This is a genomic window from Nocardia sp. CDC160 (genome assembly GCF_035818795.1).
Taxonomy (GTDB): domain Bacteria; phylum Actinomycetota; class Actinomycetes; order Mycobacteriales; family Mycobacteriaceae; genus Nocardia.
The window spans coordinates 623197-641475 of record NZ_JAYKYT010000003.1 but is presented as its reverse complement, the minus strand read 5'-3'; the positions used below and the strand labels follow the sequence as shown (position 1 = coordinate 641475).

The following is an 18279-nucleotide window of genomic DNA, read 5'->3' as shown; positions in this document are numbered from 1 at the left end:
AGTTTTTGGGTTATTTGCCCCACGATTCGAGGAGACCGGCGTTGGCCTGGAGGATCTGGTTGTACTGATCCTGCACGCCGAACTGCGTGGCGAGCCCACCGGCGACATCCTTGGCCTGATCGATGAGGACCTGGCGATCGGTGGGGGAGACCGGGGCGGGCGCGGGCGCGGCGGGCTCCGGCGCGGCCTCCAGCTCCGGCTCGGAAGCGCCCGAGCGCAGGTACTGGCCGCACACCGGCCAGGCGCCGACACCCTGCGTGGCCAGCACGTTCTCGGCCACGCGGATCTGCTCGGCCTTGCTGGCATTGCTCGGGCTGCCGGTGCCGCCATTGGCGGTCCAGGTGCTCTGGGTGAACTGCAGACCGCCGTAGTAACCGTTGCCGGTGTTGATGCCCCAGTTGCCGCCGCTCTCGCACTGGGCGACGCCGTCCCAGTCGTGAGTCGCGGCGGAGGCGGTCGCGGTGAAGCCGAACGGGACGGCAACAAGTGCGCCGGTGACGGCGGCGAGGCCGAGGGCGCGAGTGTTGATCTTCCGGTTCTGTTTCATGGTGTTTTCCCTCCCTGCGCCTACCGACCCGGCCCGTTTGCTCGGCCGTGTCCCTGTCCCCAGGAGCTCGGGGTGCCCGACCGCGGGACAGGGTTTCCGGAGTGCAGCGGTTCGGGTCGGTGCCCATCACAGGTTTGATCCGGGCCGGAACTGACGATAACGAGTAAATCTCGGCAGATCACGTCTTGATAACTCCAGAATTGCATGAAGCGAATGACGCCGAAAACCGCGTTGATGCAGGTTGGCTATGCTGCAAATGCGAATCCCGATCGGTCTGTTATATGCCCGTGATGTGATTCAACTCACTAAGAATTTGTGATGTGAGTCACGTTTTTCGGCCATTCCGACGGCCATACGTGCGCGCGAGCCTTTCAAACGGAAGATTTTCAACCTGATCACTCCGCTTACGCCCCACCCGCCCGGCGCGCTTCGCTGTGCCCGCCCCGCCTCCCGCGGCCGTGCCCACCCCCATAAACGCCCTGTGACCAGCCGATTTGGTCCTGCTCCACGCTCGTGTGTAATGTTGTGTTCACCGACGCGGGGTGGAGCAGCTCGGTAGCTCGCTGGGCTCATAACCCAGAGGTCGCAGGTTCAAATCCTGTCCCCGCTACTAGCGAAAGTGGCCCGGAACCATCAGGTTCCGGGCCACTTTTGTATTCGCTACCGCCCTGTCTGTATTCGCTACCGCTACGACGCGAGACCCGGCGGCTCGGCCGGGGCGGTCGTGCGCGTGCGGGCGGGTAGCCGGGCGGAGTAGATGGAGTAGCCGTCCAGGCGGCGGACGACCACCGTGGCCGCGACGGTGGCGGCGATCATCGCGACGAGGATGGCGAAGCCGCCGTGGGTCAGTTCGAGGACCAGGGCCAGGCCGGTCAGCGGAGCCTGCATGGACGAGCCGATGGCCGCGGCGGCGGCGACCATGGCGAACGCGCCGACCGGTGACCCGGGCCAGAATTGGGTCCACAGGATGCCGGTGCCCGCGCCGAAGGCCGCGCCGCTGCTCAACACCGGCGTGAACAGGCCGCCGGAGACGCCGCTGCCCAGGCACAGCGCGGTGACGATCGGTTTGAGCAGGGCGAGGGTCAGCAGGAGGCCCGCGCTGCCGAGGCCGAGGAAGGCGGGGGCCGCGAGACCGTGGCCGTTGCCGAACAATTGGGGGTAGCGGATGCCGATGAGTCCGAGAACGCCGAAGGCGGCGATCGGAGCGAGCAGGGCTCCCGCGCCGGGCACGCGGTGATGGGAGAGCCAGCCGATGACGCGGATGTAGCCGGTGGCGGCCAGTCCGAGGAACGGTCCGGCCAGTAGCGCCCAGATCAGCAGTGAGGCGCTGAACGGATAGGCGGGGATGTCGAGGTATGTGGCCCGGTTGGGCAGGTAGATCCAGGCGGTCATGGTCGCCAGCGCCGAACAGGCCAGGGCCGGAAGCAGAGTCGTGAGCGAGGTGGTGCCGAGCAGGATCTCGGCGGTGAAGAACGCGCCGCCCAGTGGAACGTTGTAGACGCAGGCCAGGCCCGCGCCGCCGCCGCAGGCGATGAGCAGTCGCCGCTGCTCGGCCGTCAGCCCGAAGCGCCCCCCGAGCACGCTGCCGAACGCGCCGCCCATCAGCTTGCTGGCCGCCTCCCGCCCGAGCGACGCGCCCAGCCCGATCACCACCTCGGAGATGACCGCCGTGCCCAGGCACCGCCGAAACGAGAGCTCTCCCGAGGCGGTCCACACGATGTCATCGAGATCGGTCTTCTCGCCGGGTGTGTACCGCCGCAACAGATAGATCGCGATCCCGCCCAGCATTCCGGCGATGAGCAGGGAATTGACCCGCCGAATCCCGGACGCGTCGGCCACATTGGCGAGATAGCTGCCCGAACCGGGGAAGGCGACCGCCTCGACATGGAACAGCAGGCTCATCAAGACGACCCCGGACAGCCCGGCCGCGACCCCGGTGAGCCCGAGAACCAGCCAGAACACGGGCGTGAGCGGGCCCTCGCCGTCCTGGCGCGCGTTGGGCTGTTCCATCGCACCGCGTTTGGACGGCATCCGGCGCTTGAAAACCGGTGCGGGGGTGCGCAGCCGCTCACTGCGCACCGGCCGCCGCGCCCCGCCCATGCGCGCGGTGAACCCCGCATCGCGGGGACGTCGACGACCCGATCCAGGTTTCGGCGGCACGATCCTCACAATAGGGTCAGAAGATCGTGACCCTGCCGTTGGCGTCGCGTCCTACTTGCCGTGGGCGTCGAGGAATTCGATCAGGGCGGCGTTCACCTCGTCGGGGCGTTCCTGCTGGACCCAGTGGCCGCATCCCGGCAGCACGATCGGGTCTTCGAGGCGGGGGACCTGGTCTCGCATGGCGGCCGGATTGCCGAAGCGCACCGCGGGCTCGAGTTCGCCGCCGAGGAAGAGGGTCGGCTGTGGGAGCGAGCGGGTGCCGAGGGTGGGGTGTTCGAGCCAGTCGTGGTCGGCGGCGCGGTAGCGGTTCAGACTGCCGGTGAAGCCGGTACGTCGATACTCGGCGGCGTAGTACGCCAGGTCCGCGTCGGAGAGCCAGGGCAGTGGCCGTGGCGGGTCTGGAATTTCGGCCAGCAGGTCGGCGTCCGCCGGGAGTCCGCCGACCAGATGGATCCCCAATTCGCCCGCGTCCCCGGACAATCCGTACAGGATCCGGCGGATCGAGCGGTCGACGTCGGCCGCGAGGGCGGCATCGGCGACGCCGGGCTCCTGGAAATACAGCATCCAGTTGAATCGCCCGCCCGACCACGCCCGCAGCTGTTCGGTCGGCGGCAGCGGTGTTCTGGGCCGTCGCGAAACACTCAGTGCGACAAGGGCTGGGAAGCGGTCGGGATGCAGTTCCGCTGCGGCCCACAGGGTGTTCGCGCCCCAGTCGTGGCCGACCAGCGTGGCCGTGGACGCGCCGAGCGCGTCGAGCAGTCCGACCGTGTCGGCGACGTGTGCGCTCATGCCGTAGTCGGGGTGCTCCGTCCGCGCCCGCGTCCGCCCGTGCCCGCGCACATCCGGCGCGACCGCGTGATAACCCGCCGCCGCGAGCGCGGGCAGCTGATGCCGCCAGGAGTACCAGAGCTCGGGAAAGCCGTGGAGCAGCACCACGAGTGGTCCGGTCCCGGCCTCCGCCACGTGCATGTCCAGTCCGTTGACGTCGATCGTTCGATGGTGAATCACGTCCATGCCTCGAGTGAACGCGCCGGTGCGGCCACCGGGCATCCGTCCACGGGCGTCGTCCGGGCTACGCGCCGCGTCGTATTAATACGGGCAGACCGTGCAATTCGGGCGGACCGTCGTAACACAATCGGTGCCGACTCCACAGCAATCGCACAGGCAATTTGGGAGCGGTGCTCGGTTTTCGGCCGTTGAATCGGTAGTGCTGGTTGGCAGCACGCCCCGTGAGGCCGAGTCCCAGGAGGTCGGGCCCATGCACACCGAAGCCATTGACGTCACCGCCGTGGAGTCCGCCGCCGTGGAAAGAGAGGTGCGGCTGGGGCGGGTGGCGGGGTCGGCGGTGAGCAAGCCGGGTGGGCGCACCATCAATGCGGACGCGTTCGCCACCTTCACCGATCATCGTGTGGGGCATGCGGCCTTCGCGGTGGCCGACGGGGTCGGTGATCATCTCGCGGCGGCGCGGGCGGCCCGGCTGGTGGCTCGGACCGCGGCGCGGGTCGCGGTCTACGCGGGAGCGCGGGCGGGAATCCTTGCGGCACAGCGGGAATTGCTGCGCGAGCTACCCGAGGCGAGTGCCGACACCGTGGTGGTCGTGGCGGTCCTGCCGTCGGGTGGACAGCCGGACGCGCCGTCGGACATCGCCTGGGTGGGCGACTGTCGCCTCTATCGCTGGAACGGCCGCGTTCTGCACCGCGTCACCACCGATCACACTGTCGCCGAATACTTTCGGGCGCGCGGCCACGAGCCCATGCCGGGCATGGCCCACCTGGTCACCACCTCGGCGCGCACGGTCCGCCCCGAGGAGATCGGCCACGCGAGCACCGGCTCCAGCACCGGCCGCCTGCTGCTGTGCACCGACGGCGTCGGCAAGCGGCTCGGCATGCCCGCGATCAAAACGATTCTGGCCGAAGGGGTCTCGCCGAAGTCCACCGCCGAGACCCTGGTCGACGCCGCCCTGGCCACCGGCGGCACCGACAACACCACGGCACTGGTGATCGACGCTATTCCGGCGCGGTGAAGACGGCGTAGGCGGCGCGGCGCACGTTCACGTCGGCGTGGGTGCGCAATCCGGTCAACAGCCCCGTCCAGGGTTCGGCCCAGCCGAAGTGCTTGCCGCACTGGGCGACCAGGGCGACCGCCGCCAGTACCGTCGGGATGTCGGGGCGGGTGGCGAGGCCGGTGGCGATCGGCGACAGGGCCTCGGAGGGCACGGCGGGTAGGTCGTGCGTGAGCCTGGCCACCAGGCGCTCCGCCGGGAACCCCAGCAGGGTTCCGCTCGCCAGACCGGACAGGCCGTCGATGGCCGCGACGGTCGCCTCCGGTTCGGTCCAGCGCACCGCCGCGAGGGTGAGATCGACGATCTGGGGATGCCAGAGCGGATCGTCGGCGAGCAATGCGGCGACGGCAGCGGCGGCCGGGCGGGCGACGTCGTTGTTCCGCAACACCGGGTGCAGGAGTTGCGCGAGCGTCGAAAGACGTTGGTGCGCGGGCAGATCGCGCCCCGGCAGCGCCGGGTCGCTATCCCGCAGCGCCGATACCGCCGCCGTCAGCGCGGCGTGATCGCCGGAGACGCCGAGGCTGATCAGCAGCACCCGCAGCGCGGTGCGCCACATGCCGAGTTCGGAGAGATCGGTGAGGCGGGCGACCAGCACGTCGCCGGTATCGGGCGGCGCCCAGCGATACCAGTTGCCCAGGGCCGCCAGGGCTTGCGCGGCGACGCGCGGATCGTCGTCGGCGGCCATGTCCCGCAGCAGGGCGGCGAACCGTTCCCGGTAGGGGACCGGCAGTGTCGTCGGCGGGATATCGAGGAGCGCGCCCGCGACGTCCGGATCGGTGGCCGCGTCCGCGAGCAGCCGCCAGGCGCGCTCGTCCCGGTACAGCCCGCGAATACCGAATACGGCCGCTCGCCGGATGTCTCGGTGCAGGTCGGGGCGCTGCCAGAGCCGGTCGATGTACGTCATGGCGTCCGGGGCGGGCAGGGTGGCGAGCAGTCGCACGCCCTCCTTGACCGCGGTGACCTTCGGTGAATCCAGCAGGGGTGCCAGGGTCGCGCCGAGCCGCTCCGGGGGTATGGCGCGGGCGCAGGACGCGAGGCTGAAGACCGCGACGCGCGCCCGATCATCGGCCACGTACTTGGCGAGTTCGACCCCGGCCCGCTCCGGTTCGTCACTGCGCCCGAGCGCGGTGAGCGCCGCCTCGGCCAGCGTGAGGTCCGCGTCCTCGGCGTAGGGGAGGATGCGCGCGAAACTGCCCGGCACCCTGCCCAATTGGCGAACGGCGGCGGCACGTTCGGCGATCGACGGCTTGGGCGAGCGCGCGAAGGTGTCCAGGATTTCGGCGTACCGGTCGAGGTAGGCCGGTGTCCAACGGTCGAGTCCCTCGAGGTGTACCGGTACGAAACTCACCTTGCCGGACAGGAATCGGCCGGGTGTCTTTCCGCTCAACATGATGTCGAGCAGGTCGGTGCGCCGGTGCGACACCACGAATTGCACTGCGGGCAGCAGCATGACGGAACGGTCCTGGCGCAGTATCTCGTTCAGGTGGGTGTCGCGGGTGCGGGGATTCGCGAGCGCGAGCTCCACGGCCCGCCGCACGGTGTAGTCCGAGGACGCGGTACAGGCGCGCAGCACGAGTCGCTGGAGACCCGCGACATCGTAGGCCCGGCGGTCGAGCCCGGCGGCCAGTTCGAGAGTGAGATCCCAGTGGTCGCGCGCGGCATCGGCCTCCAGCCGCGGCCGCAGGGATTCGAACAAGCGGTGCTCGGCGCCGCGCGGCAGATTCCTGTGCAGCCCATACAGATACAGCGCGAACGACACCTCGGCCAGCAGGCTCGTCATATCGAGCGCGGCCGCGGTGAAGGCGGTGTCGCCGGTCTGCGCACCGCGCTGCAACAGCATTCGGGTAAGGGTCGAGACGGCCTGGGTGGTGTAGTACGACCGGTCGCGGGCCCGCAGCGCGTTCTCGGCGAGCCGTCGCAGCGCGGGCAGGTGTGCGGCGGTCAGGAGGCCCGGGGAGAGACGGGTGATCGCCTCCAGTGCCGCGCGCCGGACAGGATCCTGCTCATTGCGCAAGCGCGCCAACAGTTCCAGGAGCTCACCGACCGCGGTGGCGTCGCGGCTCCCGGCCGCGGCGGTCACCAGCAGGGGATAGGCGCGGGCCCGCTCGTCGGCGGTGGGGCGCCGAGTCGCCTCGGCCAGAATCGTTTTCGCTTCCGACCAGGGCAGGCGAGCCGAGAGGCGTTCGGCCACATCGGGAATATCCGCTCCGCCCGGGCGGGCCAGCAGTTCTCCGGCGAGCGCGGCGCGTTCCCGGGCGGGAAGAGCGTCGAGGACATCGGTGTCGACCTGCGCGGGAGCGAGGCCCGGCACCATCAGCAGGGGACTCGCGATGGCCGTGCGGCGGCCGTGCGGCAGGCACCGCAGCAGTCGACGGCGCTCGGTCGGCGGGCAGGTCTCGTAGATCTCGCGCAGCCGGTCATCGTCCAAGCGCAGCATGGCCCGCCACAGGGTGGTCCCGCCGAGTCCGCGACCGTGGCCGCTGGCATGCAGGATCAACGCACCCACCGCCTCGGCGTCGTGGCGGGCCAGCGCGCCGATCACGGGTGCCAGGGCGGTGACGGACAGCCACTCCACGGCCTGTCCGGCCACCGCGAGCAAGCGCGACGGATACCGGGCCGCCGCGGCCACATTCGCGGTCAGCGCATGCCAGAGCTCACGCCATTCCTCGCGGTCGGCGCTGCCGATGCGGGCCTCGACATGGTCGAAGACCACGTCGATGTGCCTGCGGCCCAGCACGGCCCAGTTCACCGCGTAGGCGGCCGACTCCAACTCCCGCGCGACCACCGCGGCCGAACAGTACGGCAGTATCCGCGCGCTTTCGGCCTCCCCGCACAGTGCGCGCACGGTCGGCTGAATCTCATCGGCCAGCACCGTGTTTCCGGATCGGGCGAGCGCACGCCAGACACTCGTGCGTTCGAGCTGCGAGAGCTGGGGGAGTCGATCCGCCACGATCTTCGGCTCGACGCCCAGGCGAATCAGGGCCGTCAGTGCGCGGGTCGCCGTCGCGCGGTCGGGTGAATCCAGTTGTCGGAGTAGATAATCCCGATCCCCGCCGATGGTCGCCATCCGGACCGCCGTGCGCCGCTCGTACCATCCACCGGCCGACAGTTCCGCCAGCACCGGTCCCAGCGCACCGGATCCCGCCAGCCGCCGCGCCTCCCGCGCGATCTCGGTCTCGCGCTCCGGCACCGAGGCCCGGGCCACCTTCGCCAACAGCTTCGCCGCTCCTGTCACGGGCGTCACGCTACTGCCGTGATCGCCGCCCGCCCATTCAATTTCCGCTCGGAACCAACCTGGCGTTTCGGGGTGTGTCACGCGACGCGTGTCAGCCGTCCAGGCGTTCGCCGATGCGGCGGGCGGCGGCGGAGATCAGCGGGGCGACGTGTGGGGGATGCAGGCCCCGGCCCGCGGCCGAGATCGCGCCGGTGATGGTGCCGTCGGGCGCGATAATGGGTGCGGCGGCGCTGGCAATGCCCATGGGGCAGCGCTCGGCGGCGCTGACGGCCACCCCGTGCGCGGTCCGGGTGCGGTGCAGTCGGGCGTGCAGCCGATTCACATCCAGGGGAGTCGAATCCGGGTCCGGGTCGGCGAAGAGGGCGTCGACGTGTTCGGGCGGCATGGCGGCCAGCACCGCCCAGCCCAGGACGGTGCGGGCGGCGGAGGCGCGGCGGCCGACGGCCGAGGGGACGCCCGCGCCCGGCCCGCCGACCTTGTCGAGATAGCGAATCTGCCTGCCCTCCAGCACACCCAGATGGGTGACCGCGCCCAGGCGTTCGTGCAGCGCGTGCAGCACCGGTCCGGCGGCGGCGCGCAGATCGGAGCAGTCGCGTTGGCGGGCCGCGAGCCCGAAGACGCGCGGGCCGAGGCGGTAGCCGGGCGGATCGTGGTCGAGCCAGCCGAGGTGAACCAACTGCCGGATGATGCGGAACACCGTGGAGCGCGGCAGGGCGGTGTGCGCGGCGACATCGTCGAGGGTGAGTCGGTCGGGGCCGGTGGCGAAGGCGTCGAGCACCTCCGTCATGCGTTCGAGCATCGACGACCGGGTCGCTGTCACGGCACTGTGCATGCGAAAGACCTCCCGGGGCAACGGTATCGACCCGGCCGCCGGTGTGGGCGGGAAGTTTCACTGGGTGGAACCGGCGGCGGATTTCGGGGGCCGCGCGGTGCTTGGGTGGCGAGCATGAAGGTTGATGTGCATCTCGACGCCCGGCCGGACCGCGTGGTCGCGCGGGCGGCGGAACTGGCCGCGCTCGGAGTGGACGGGCTGTTCACATTCGAGGGGCGACACGACGTGTTTCTGCCCTTGGCGGCGGTCGCGCCGAGCGTTCCCCTCGACCTCATGACCAATGTGGCGATCGCGTTTCCCCGCAGTCCGCTGCATGTCGCGCACGCGGCCTACGACCTGCACCTGGCGAGCGGGGGTCGGTTTCGGCTGGGGCTCGGGTCGCAGATCCGGCCGCACATCGAAAACCGTTACGGCGCAACGTGGTCGCGACCGGCGGCGCGAATGGGTGAGTTCGTGACGGCGGTGAAGGCGATCCTGACGGCCTGGCAGTCCGGGTCCCCGCTGAACTTCCGGGGCGAGTTCACGCGGCACACGCTGATGCCGCCCAACTTCGATCCCGGGCCCAGTCCGGCCGGGGTGCCGCCGATTTTGATGGGTGGGCTGGGGCCGCTCATGGTGCGGACCGCCGCGGAGGTCGCGGATGGGCTGCTGGTCATGCCCTTCCACACCGAGGAACATTTCCGACAGCACACCATGTCCGCGGTGCGGGCCGGTCTCGACCGTGCCGAACGGGAACCGGCGGATTTCGCGGTGATACCGCAGGCCATGGTCGCGGTCGGGCGGAACGCCGCCGAACAGGAGCACGCCGATGCGGCGGTGCGTCGGCTCATCGCCTTCTACGGCTCGACACCCGCGTATCTGCCGGTGCTGAAAACAGCTGGTCGGGAAGGCATTCAGCCTCGCCTCAACGAGTTGTCCAAACGCGGTGCGATCGTGGAGATGACCGAGTTGATCGACGACGAGCTGTTGTCGGAGATCGCGGTGTGCGGGACGCCGGACCAGTGCGCCGAGCAGATCGAACGGCGTTTCGGTGATGTGGCGGAACGGGTCTGCGTCTATTTCCCCGGCTACGTGCCGTCGGACCGGCACGTCATCGACCTGGTGTCGGCGCTGCACCGGATACCGAATCCCGTTGTCCCCGAGTCACTGTAGGAGCAGTCATGCCGAACCCCATACTGCCGCCCGGATTCGATTTCACCGACCCCGAACTCTGGGCGACCCGCAGCCCCGTCGAGGAATTCACCCTCCTGCGCAAGACCGCACCCGTCTGGTGGAACGCTCAAACACCCGAGCAGGCAGCACCTTTCGGTGACAACGGCTATTGGGTGGTGAGCCGTCACGAGGACATTCGCGAAATCTCCCGGCAGCCGGACCTGTTCTCCTCCAACCGCAATGGCGCGATCATCCGCATGCCCTCCGACACCACACCCGAGCAGCTGGAGCTCAATCTCGCGTCACTGGTGAACATGGATCCGCCCAAGCACACCAGAACGCGCCGCATCGTCTCCAAGGGCTTCACGCCCCGCGCCGTGGAGGGCCTGCGCGCCGCGTTGACCGAGCGCGCCGAACGAATTGTCCACGAAGCCAAGCAGACCGGCGGCGGCGACTTCGTCCAACAGGTCGCCTGCGAACTGCCCCTGCAGGCCATCGCCGAACTCCTCGGCGTCCCGCAGGAAGACCGCCACCGCCTGTTCGACTGGTCCAACCAGATGCTCAGCTACGACGACCCGGAATACGGCGACCCGCTCGTCGCCTCCGCCGAAATCCTCGGCTACGCCTGGAACATGGCCGAACAGCGCCGCGCCTGCCCCGCCGACGACATCGTCAGCCGCCTGGTCACCGCCGACCTCGACGGCGAGGCCCTGGGCTCCGACGAATTCGGCTTCTTCGTGATCCTATTGACCGTCGCGGGCAACGAGACCACCCGCAACGCCATCTCCCACGGCATGAAGGCCTTCGTCGACCACCCCGATCAATGGGAGCTCTACCGCGCCGACCGCCCCCGCACCGCGCCCGACGAAATCGTCCGCTGGGCCACCCCCGTCACCGCCTTTCAACGCACCGCCACCCGCGACACCGAACTCGCGGGCCAACCGATCGCCGCCGGTGACCGAGTCGGAATGTTCTACAGCTCAGCCAATTTCGACGAGTCCGCCTTCACCAACCCCTTCACCTTCGACATCCTCCGCAACCCCAACCCCCACCTCGGCTTCGGCGGCACCGGCACCCACTACTGCATAGGCGCCAACCTCGCCCGCCTCGAACTCGACCTCATCTTCAACGCCATCGCCGACACCATGCCCACCCTCCGCCAACTCTCCGCCCCCCAACGCCTCCGCTCCGGCTGGATCAACGGCATCAAACACTGGCACGTCTCCTACTCCGACTAACCGCACCAATCCGGCCTGAAAACCACGCCTGGCCAGCCGATTAGGTCCCAGCAACAACCTCTGCGTAAGCTGTAGTCACTCCGACGCGGGGTGGAGCAGCTCGGTAGCTCGCTGGGCTCATAACCCAGAGGTCGCAGGTTCAAATCCTGTCCCCGCTACTACAGAGGGCGGTCCTGACCAGTAGGTTCAGGACCGCCCTCAACTTTTATCGAGGTCCGTGGCAACGGATTTGGCATCGTCCCCATTTCGATCTCGAGTTCCGTTGACGTGCATGAGGTTTCGGGTTTGGGCGGCTTTCCGTAGCTGACGAGCTCGAGGCTATGGGGTCGAGTCGCCGGGCGGCGGGTCCAGTTGCGGGAGCGGGCGTCGGCAGATCGCATGGGCTTCTTCGGGGGAGAGGCCGAACATGCGCAGTAGGTCTTCGGCTACCTGGTCGGCGGCTTCGGCGTCGTCGCGGTCGGGGTGGTCGTGCAGTAGCTGTCCGAGGCACAGGGCCGCGCCGGCGACGATGGTCATCGACAGTTCCGGGTCGTGGATGTCGAAGCGTCCGGCTTTGGCCGCGGCCTCGATGTCGCGCCGGGCGCGGGGTGCGAGCCCGCGGTCCGAATTCGCCAGGCGGAGGCCGTCATTGAGCAGGACCTTGCTGAGGATTGGGTGTCGGCGGTGCAGGCGGCCGGTGAGGCGGAAGCTCTGTGCGAAGACCTGAGCTGGATCCTCGACGTCTTCGCACAGCAGGTCGAGTAGTGCGCCGTGGCGGTCGAGCGCCTCCTCGACGGCGGCCTGGAACAGTTCCTCGCGGCTCTGGAAGTGGTTGTAGAACGAGCCCATGCCGACGTCGGCCGCCTGGGTGATCTCGAGGATCGGCACATTGACCTTGCCCTCGGCCAGCAGTGATTGCGCCGCGCCGACCAGTGCGGCGCGCGTGCGGGCCTTGCGGCGTTCCAGGCGGTTGGGTCCCGACCCGTTGCTCGCGGTCATCGATTCACCTCTCCTGCTGTCCAGGCTCACCATCGTAGCCGCTCGATTCAATTTTGACGGAATCGTCAGATGGGTATTGACTGACGTCACCCTCGTAAGTGACGATATCGTCAGTACCTGGAAGGGAGTGGTCGATGAGCGGCCATCACGATGTACACACCGATTTGCACAGCGAGCAGGGGGCGCGCGCGGGTGAGCATCCGGGCCGGGCGCGCAATCCCGTGATCAAGGTGCTGGACCTGGCCTGGCTGGAGTTCGAGAAGCCCGACTTGGATCGGGCAGAGGTTTTCGCGCACGCCTTCGGGTTCGCGACCGCGATGCGGACGGCCGAGGAGTTGCAGCTGCGTGGGACCGATCCGGGCGCGCCCTGCGTGCTGATTCGGCGGGGTGAGCGCTCGCGCTTCGTCGGTCCGGCCTTTCGTGCCGCCGATTCCGCCGATCTGCTGCGCCTGGCCGCCGCGACCGAGGCGCGCGCCGTGCCGTTGCCGGAGTCGCTGGGCGGGCTGACCGTCGATCTGGTGGATCCGAGCCTGCTGCGGGTGCGGGTGGTCGCCGAGACGCACGAACTGGAGGCTTTGCCGACGCAGCGGCCGCACGTGTTCAACTTCGGTCACGAGGTGGCGCGGGTGAATGCCACGCAGCGGCCGCTGCGCGCACCGGCGCGCGTGCGCCGGCTCGGACACGTGGTGGTCCAGTCGACGAGATACCGCGAGACCCTCGACTGGTATCTGCGGAATCTGGGCCTGATCGTCAGCGACTTCCTCTATTACCCCGGCCAGCGGGAGCGCGGTCCGGTCATGAGTTTCATTCGCTGCGACCGGGGTTCGGTGCCGACCGACCATCACACGCTCGCGTTGACGCTCGGGCCGTCGAACCGGTACGTGCACTCCGCATATCAGGTCGCCGACCTGGACGCGCTCGCGGCGGGCGGAGAGTACCTGCGCGAGCAGGGTTATCACCGATCGTGGGGGATCGGCCGCCACATCCAGGGCAGCCAGATCTTCGACTACTGGCGCGATCCCGACGGGTTCATGGTCGAGCATTTCAGCGACGGCGACATGTTCGATTGCACCCTCGAGCCGGGCTGGGCCCCGATGAGCGCTTCCGGCCTGGCGCAGTGGGGTCCGCCCGTGACCAAGGACTTCCTCGGCATCAAACCCGGAACCGAATCGCTGCGCGAACTGCGCTCGATCGTCGACGCGTTGCGCGAAGACAACGAATTCGATCTCCGCCGCCTGCGCGGCCTGATGAAAGTGGCCAATTCATGAGCACATCCATCCTCCGCACCGCCGACGCCTGGTGGGTGCAGACCCCCGCGGGCGCGGCCCGCATCGATGCGGCGGCGACCACCACTCGGGAACTGCTGGCCGATCGCGCCGCGATCGCGAGTGCGGCCGCGAGTGCGGAAGTCGTTGCGGTGGAGAGCCTTTCGCTGGTCTCGCCGGTGACCGCGCCGTGCCGGGTGGTGGCGCAGATGACGAATTTCGCCTCCCACGTAAAGGACGCGGGCATGGACCCGGAGACGGTGCCGCTGACGTTCTTCCGCAAGGCATCCGGATCGATCAGCGGACCCCACGACGACATCATCCGGCCCGCGCACGTGCACCTGCTCGACTATGAGGTGGAGATCGGCCTCGTGTTCGGCCGCGAGATGCCGGTCGGGTCGGAGATCACCGCGGAGAACCTCGCCGACTACATCGCGGGCCTGGTCGTCACCAATGACGTCTCCGCCCGCGACGTCCAGCTGCCGAAAACCCAGTTCTACGAGGCGAAGTCGTATCCGACCTTCACGCCGGTCGGCCCGGCGCTGGTGCTGCTGGACGCCGATGAGCTGAAGCGGTTCGGGGATCTGCGGCTGCGGCTGTGGGTCAACGGCCAGGTGCGGCAGGACATGACGGTCGCGGACATGATCTACCGGCCGGTCGAGACGCTGCGCGCACTGACCCGATTCCAGCGCATGGACGCCGGGGATCTGCTGCTCACCGGAACCCCGATCGGCACCGCGCTCAGCGCCCCGCCCAAGCCGGTGGAGATCATCGGCTCGCTGCTGCCGCCGAAGGTCAAGTGGAAGATGTTCTTCCAGGGCCAGGCCAAGAATCCGAAGTACCTGAAGGACGGGGACGTGGTCGAGGCCGCGATCGGCACCGACGACGGTGCCCTGGATCTGGGCCGCCAGCGCAATGTCGTGAGGTACGCCCGATGACCGACTCGACGACCTTGGGCACCGAGGACCTGCTGTGGCCCCGGTACGCCGGTCCGGAGGACCTGGCCGCGATCGAAGCGGTGCCGCTCGACGCGCGCGGCCTGCCCGAATCGACCTACGCCTTGCTCGTCCGCGCGGCGGCACGGTGGCCCGAACGCACAGCGCTCACCGTGCTTCCGGAGGCATCACGTTGGCGAGACCCCTTGCAGCGCACTTACTCCCAGTTGCTGGAAGACGTCCACCGGTACGCCAACCTGCTGCACACGCTGGGCGTGCGCCGCACCGATGCGGTGGCGCTGATCGCGCCCAATTGCGCGGAGCTGGTCCCGGCGACCCTGGCCGCGCAGTTGGCGGGGATCGCCGCGCCGATCAATGGCGGCCTGTCGCCCGATCACATCGCCGAACTGCTGCGCCGCTCGGGTGCTCGGGTCCTGATCGTCGCCGGTCCCGAGCTTTCGCTCGACTCCTGGTACGGCGCACGGGAATTGGCTGAACGCGGTCTGGTCGACGCCGTGCTGGTGCTGCGTCCGACCAAGGCTCCGGAGCCCGCACCGGAATTGCCGGTGATCGCGGACATCCTGGTCGGCTACCTCGATGCCTTGGCCGCCGAGCAGGATTCGACCCGCTTTCTCGGACAGCCGCCGACGGCCTCGGACCTGGCGGCCCTGTTCCATACCGGCGGCACGACCGGCGTGCCGAAGCTGGCCGCGCACCGGCATTCCGGTGAGGTCGCCAACGCGTGGATGATCGCCGCCAACTCGCTGGTCGACGAAGAATCGGTGATCTTCGCGGCGCTGCCGTTGTTCCACGTCAACGCACTCGTCGTCACCCTGCTCGCACCGTTGTTCCGGGGCCAGCCGGTGGTGTGGGCCGGTCCGCTGGGCTACCGGGACTTCGCGCTGTACGCGGAGTTCTGGAAGATCGTGGCGCACTACCGGATTGCCGCGATGAGCGCGGTGCCGACGGTGTACGCGGTGCTGGCCCAGTGCCCGATCGATGCCGATATCGCGAGTCTGCGCTACGCGATGGTCGGCGCCTCGCCCCTGCCGCTCGCGGTGCGGGAGAACTTCCAGCGCCATACCGGGGTCACGCTGGTCGAGGGGTACGGCCTCACCGAGGCCACCTGCGCTACGGCGCGCAGTTATCCCGACGCTCCCCGGCCCGGCGCGGTCGGGCAACGCATGCCCTATCAACACGTCGCGGTCGTCCGCACGAACGAGGACGGGACCTGGGAGCCGCTGCCCGCGGGCCAGACCGGCACGCTGACCATCAGTGGCCCAACGGTTTTCGCCGGTTACGTCACCGACCGCGACCAAAACGGCCACCGCCTCGACGGCTTGGGCACCCTGGTAGACGGCTGGCTGAATACCGGCGACCTGGCCCACCTCGACGACGACGGCTTCATCCATTTACACGGTCGCGCCAAGGATCTCATCATCCGCGGCGGCCACAACATCGATCCCGCGAGCATCGAGGACGCGCTGCTGAGCCACCCGCAGGTCACTGCGGCCGGGGCGGTCGGGCGACCGGACGTGCACGCCGGTGAGGTCCCGGTCGCCTATGTCACGGTCGCACCGGGCGCCGAGGTGACCGAGGACGAACTGGTGGCATGGGCGGCCGAGCGGGTGCACGAGCGCGCCGCCGCGCCCAAGACGGTCACCATCCTCGACGCCCTGCCCGTGACCGATGTCGGCAAACCCTACAAGCTGGGCCTGCGCGCGGACGCCACCCGCCGCGAACTCCTCGACGCGCTGGCCGACATCCCCAGCGTCGCCGGTGTCAACGCCGCCGTCGAGGACGGCACGATCGCCGCCACCGTCACACTCGATTCCGATGCCGACCGCGACGGGGTCGAAGCGATCCTGGGCCGCTATGCGATCGACTCGAAAATCGAGGTGCGGCAATGAAAACCGTGTCGAAGGTGCTCACGGCAGCACTGGCGGCGGAATTCCTCGCTCTCGGGGCGGCCAAGGTCGCGGCGGTCGCGCCGATGCGCGACCGCGCGGCGCATCTCGGGTACTCCACCACCGCCTACCGCGGCATCGGCGCGATCGAACTCCTCGCGGCCGGTGGGTTACTGCTCGGATCGGCCCGCCCTGCGCTCGGCCGGGCGGCGGGGACCGGACTGGTGCTGTTGATGGCCGGTGCGATCGCCAGCCACCTCCGAAACGGTGACGGCGCAGCCGATCTCGCGCCCGCCGCTCTCACCGCGGTGTCCGTCGCGGCCTATGTCGCCACGGTGGTGGGTGAGCCCTCATGAACGCCGCCCCGATTCCGGTGGTGATCGTCGGGGCGGGCCCGTCCGGGCTCACCGCGGCCACGCTGCTGGCCCAGTACGGCATCGAATCGCTGGTCCTCGAGCGGTGGGAGGGCGTCTATCCGCAGCCGCGCGCGGTGCATCTCGACGGTGAGATCCGGCGGATCATCGAAACTCTCGGCATCGGCGCGGGATTCGACGCGATCGCCCGGCCCGCCCTGGGGTTGCGTCTGGTGGATCCGCGGCATCGGGTGCTGGCGCAATTCGACCGCGATCCGGCCGGGGGCCGCAACGGCTTCCCCGAGGCCAACCTGTTCGACCAGCCGGAGCTGGAGGCGCTGTTGCGGGCCAATCTGGCGCGGTATCCGGCAGTCTCGCTGCGCGGCGGTGTGGAAGTCACCGGGCTGACAGTCGAGAATGACTGTGTCCGAGTGGATTTCGACGACCGCGCGACCGGTGGGAACGAGTCGGTGCGCGCCCGCTACGTGCTGGGTTGCGACGGCGCGAACAGCCTGGTCCGCGCCGCGATCGGCGCACACATGCGGGACTTGCGATTCGAGCAGCGCTGGCTGGTCGTCGACCTCGCGACCACCATCGATCCCGGGCACTGGGGCGGCGTGCACCAGGTGTGCGACCCGCGTCGCGCCGCGACCTACATGCGCATCGGCGTGACCCGCCACCGGTGGGAATTCCGTTTGCGGCCAGGGGAATCCGCCGACGACTACCGTGATCCCGACCATCTGTGGCCGCTGCTGGCCCCGTGGCTGGCCGACGCCGACCGCGAGGGCTTGGAGCTGGTCCGGGTGGCGGAGTACACCTTCCGCGCCCAACTGGCCGACCGGTGGCGTGGAGGACGGGTGTTCCTGCTCGGCGACGCCGCCCATCTCACCCCGCCATTCATCGGGCAGGGCATGGGCGCGGGCATGCGCGATGCCGCCAACCTCAGCTGGAAACTGGCCGGGGTGCTGCGCGGCGAGCTACCGGAATCGGTGCTCGCCACCTACGAAACCGAGCGAAAACCGCACGCGCACATGATGATCCGGCTGGCCAAACTCATGGGCCTGACCATGACCGAGGGCGGCGAACTGGGCAATCGACTGCGCGGCCTGCTCGCTCCGCGACTGCACCGGCTGCCCGGCCTGACCGAGACGATCATCAGCGGCGAGTCACCGCCACTGCACCGCTCCGCGCTGGTTACCGCGCCGCCGCTGCAGCGAGGCTTGGCCGGACGACTCGTCCTGAACGAACGGATGGCCGACGGGCGTCGGATCGACGATCTCATCGCCGGGCGCTACGCCGTCATCACGACCACCGCGCCATCACCGGCGGACACGACCGCCGTCGAACAGCGCGGCGGTGTGCTGCTGCATGCCATGTCGGGCACCGCACTGCACCGCTGGCTCCGCGCCGGGCGCGCCGCCGCCGTGCTCGTTCGCCCCGACGGCACCGTGCAGACCTGCGGAAGAACTCCGTCGGATCTGTACTCGTCGCTGCCGAGTTTCACGCCGAGCACACGTCCGGCGCAGACCGGCTCGCCAACCCCGAAAGCCGCTGATTGATGCGAATGGCACTCATGACGATGCCGTCAGAGTCGGTGTTAAGGTAGCGGAATTAT

At 69.2% G+C, this 18279-nt stretch carries 14 protein-coding genes and 2 tRNA genes; 10 read left to right on the top strand and 6 right to left on the bottom strand.

Features of this window, described 5'->3' with window-relative positions:
* Positions 1-10: 10 nt before the first annotated feature.
* The gene (locus VMT40_RS17660) at positions 11-547 is read right to left on the bottom strand and encodes a transglycosylase family protein (RefSeq protein WP_326359380.1); all 537 of its coding nucleotides are present in this window, start codon (positions 545-547) and stop codon (positions 11-13) included.
* 536 nt (positions 548-1083) lie between these two features.
* Between VMT40_RS17660 and VMT40_RS17655 the strand changes: the two genes are divergently transcribed.
* Positions 1084-1157 (top strand) — tRNA-Met (locus VMT40_RS17655).
* Positions 1158-1234: 77 nt separating this feature from the next.
* Here VMT40_RS17655 and VMT40_RS17650 read toward each other — a convergent pair.
* Both VMT40_RS17650 and VMT40_RS17645 read right to left on the bottom strand, forming a co-directional pair.
* Positions 1235-2707 (bottom strand): chloride channel protein, encoded by a 1473-nt coding sequence (locus tag VMT40_RS17650; protein ID WP_326359378.1) that lies wholly within the window; start codon positions 2705-2707, stop codon positions 1235-1237.
* A gap of 51 nt (positions 2708-2758) precedes the next feature.
* Positions 2759-3721, bottom strand: a complete 963-nt coding sequence (locus VMT40_RS17645) for an alpha/beta fold hydrolase (protein ID WP_326359377.1) — start codon at positions 3719-3721, stop codon at positions 2759-2761.
* 244 nt (positions 3722-3965) lie between these two features.
* On the opposite strand from VMT40_RS17645, the gene VMT40_RS17640 reads away from it, so the two are divergent.
* Complete coding sequence (locus tag VMT40_RS17640) at positions 3966-4730, top strand: PP2C family protein-serine/threonine phosphatase (protein ID WP_326359375.1); 765 nt, start codon at positions 3966-3968, stop codon at positions 4728-4730.
* On the opposite strand, the gene VMT40_RS17635 is transcribed toward VMT40_RS17640, so the two are convergent.
* Entirely contained in the window at positions 4714-8004 is a 3291-nt protein-coding gene (locus tag VMT40_RS17635; RefSeq protein ID WP_326359373.1) for a hypothetical protein, read from the bottom strand. The two genes, VMT40_RS17640 and VMT40_RS17635, sit on opposite strands and share 17 nt — an antisense overlap.
* A gap of 91 nt (positions 8005-8095) precedes the next feature.
* On the bottom strand, positions 8096-8791 hold the full coding sequence (locus VMT40_RS17630; RefSeq protein ID WP_326359371.1) for an IclR family transcriptional regulator: 696 nt from the start codon (positions 8789-8791) through the stop codon (positions 8096-8098).
* A gap of 159 nt (positions 8792-8950) precedes the next feature.
* Between VMT40_RS17630 and VMT40_RS17625 the strand changes: the two genes are divergently transcribed.
* The 3 genes from VMT40_RS17625 to VMT40_RS17615 all read left to right on the top strand — a co-directional run bounded on the left by VMT40_RS17625 (position 8951) and on the right by VMT40_RS17615 (position 11384).
* Entirely contained in the window at positions 8951-9988 is a 1038-nt protein-coding gene (locus VMT40_RS17625; protein ID WP_326359369.1) for a TIGR03617 family F420-dependent LLM class oxidoreductase, read from the top strand.
* Between the two features lie 8 nt (positions 9989-9996).
* Entirely contained in the window at positions 9997-11226 is a 1230-nt protein-coding gene (locus tag VMT40_RS17620; protein ID WP_326359367.1) for a cytochrome P450, read from the top strand.
* Positions 11227-11310: 84 nt separating this feature from the next.
* Positions 11311-11384: transfer RNA gene (locus VMT40_RS17615), tRNA-Met, on the top strand.
* Positions 11385-11544: 160 nt separating this feature from the next.
* Here the strand turns inward: VMT40_RS17615 and VMT40_RS17610 are convergent.
* A complete protein-coding gene (locus tag VMT40_RS17610) occupies positions 11545-12204 on the bottom strand; it encodes a TetR/AcrR family transcriptional regulator (protein ID WP_326359365.1) in 660 nt (219 codons plus the stop codon).
* A gap of 134 nt (positions 12205-12338) precedes the next feature.
* On the opposite strand from VMT40_RS17610, the gene VMT40_RS17605 reads away from it, so the two are divergent.
* Genes VMT40_RS17605 through mhpA form a run of 5 tightly spaced genes read left to right on the top strand, consistent with a single transcriptional unit; the run spans position 12339 to position 18223 of the window.
* A complete protein-coding gene (locus VMT40_RS17605; protein ID WP_326359363.1) occupies positions 12339-13472 on the top strand; it encodes a VOC family protein in 1134 nt (377 codons plus the stop codon).
* The gene (locus VMT40_RS17600) at positions 13469-14407 is read left to right on the top strand and encodes a fumarylacetoacetate hydrolase family protein (RefSeq protein WP_326359361.1); all 939 of its coding nucleotides are present in this window, start codon (positions 13469-13471) and stop codon (positions 14405-14407) included. Before VMT40_RS17605 ends, VMT40_RS17600 begins: the two co-directional genes overlap by 4 nt.
* Positions 14404-16314 (top strand): acyl-CoA synthetase, encoded by a 1911-nt coding sequence (locus tag VMT40_RS17595; RefSeq protein WP_326359359.1) that lies wholly within the window; start codon positions 14404-14406, stop codon positions 16312-16314. The genes VMT40_RS17600 and VMT40_RS17595 overlap by 4 nt, the downstream gene beginning before the upstream one ends.
* Positions 16311-16667 carry a DoxX family protein gene (locus VMT40_RS17590; protein ID WP_326359357.1) on the top strand — a complete coding sequence of 119 codons (357 nt, stop codon included), beginning with the start codon at positions 16311-16313 and terminating at the stop codon, positions 16665-16667. The genes VMT40_RS17595 and VMT40_RS17590 overlap by 4 nt, the downstream gene beginning before the upstream one ends.
* Positions 16664-18223, top strand: a complete 1560-nt coding sequence (gene mhpA / locus VMT40_RS17585; RefSeq protein WP_326359355.1) for a bifunctional 3-(3-hydroxy-phenyl)propionate/3-hydroxycinnamic acid hydroxylase MhpA — start codon at positions 16664-16666, stop codon at positions 18221-18223. The genes VMT40_RS17590 and mhpA overlap by 4 nt, the downstream gene beginning before the upstream one ends.
* The last annotated feature ends 56 nt before the right edge of the window (positions 18224-18279 follow it).

Bases quoted from the DNA above. Each gene is read 5' to 3' on its own strand.
- VMT40_RS17660 (WP_326359380.1), bottom strand. From the start codon at position 547: ATGAAACAGAACCGGAAGATCAACACTCGCGCCCTCGGCCTCGCCGCC.
- VMT40_RS17645 (WP_326359377.1), bottom strand. From the start codon at position 3,721: ATGGACGTGATTCACCATCGAACGATCGACGTCAACGGACTGGACATG.
- VMT40_RS17640 (WP_326359375.1), top strand. From the start codon at position 3,966: ATGCACACCGAAGCCATTGACGTCACCGCCGTGGAGTCCGCCGCCGTG.
- VMT40_RS17630 (WP_326359371.1), bottom strand. From the start codon at position 8,791: ATGACGGAGGTGCTCGACGCCTTCGCCACCGGCCCCGACCGACTCACC.
- VMT40_RS17625 (WP_326359369.1), top strand. From the start codon at position 8,951: ATGAAGGTTGATGTGCATCTCGACGCCCGGCCGGACCGCGTGGTCGCG.
- VMT40_RS17620 (WP_326359367.1), top strand. From the start codon at position 9,997: ATGCCGAACCCCATACTGCCGCCCGGATTCGATTTCACCGACCCCGAA.
- VMT40_RS17610 (WP_326359365.1), bottom strand. From the start codon at position 12,204: ATGACCGCGAGCAACGGGTCGGGACCCAACCGCCTGGAACGCCGCAAG.
- VMT40_RS17605 (WP_326359363.1), top strand. From the start codon at position 12,339: ATGAGCGGCCATCACGATGTACACACCGATTTGCACAGCGAGCAGGGG.
- VMT40_RS17600 (WP_326359361.1), top strand. From the start codon at position 13,469: ATGAGCACATCCATCCTCCGCACCGCCGACGCCTGGTGGGTGCAGACC.
- VMT40_RS17595 (WP_326359359.1), top strand. From the start codon at position 14,404: ATGACCGACTCGACGACCTTGGGCACCGAGGACCTGCTGTGGCCCCGG.
- VMT40_RS17590 (WP_326359357.1), top strand. From the start codon at position 16,311: ATGAAAACCGTGTCGAAGGTGCTCACGGCAGCACTGGCGGCGGAATTC.
- mhpA (WP_326359355.1), top strand. From the start codon at position 16,664: ATGAACGCCGCCCCGATTCCGGTGGTGATCGTCGGGGCGGGCCCGTCC.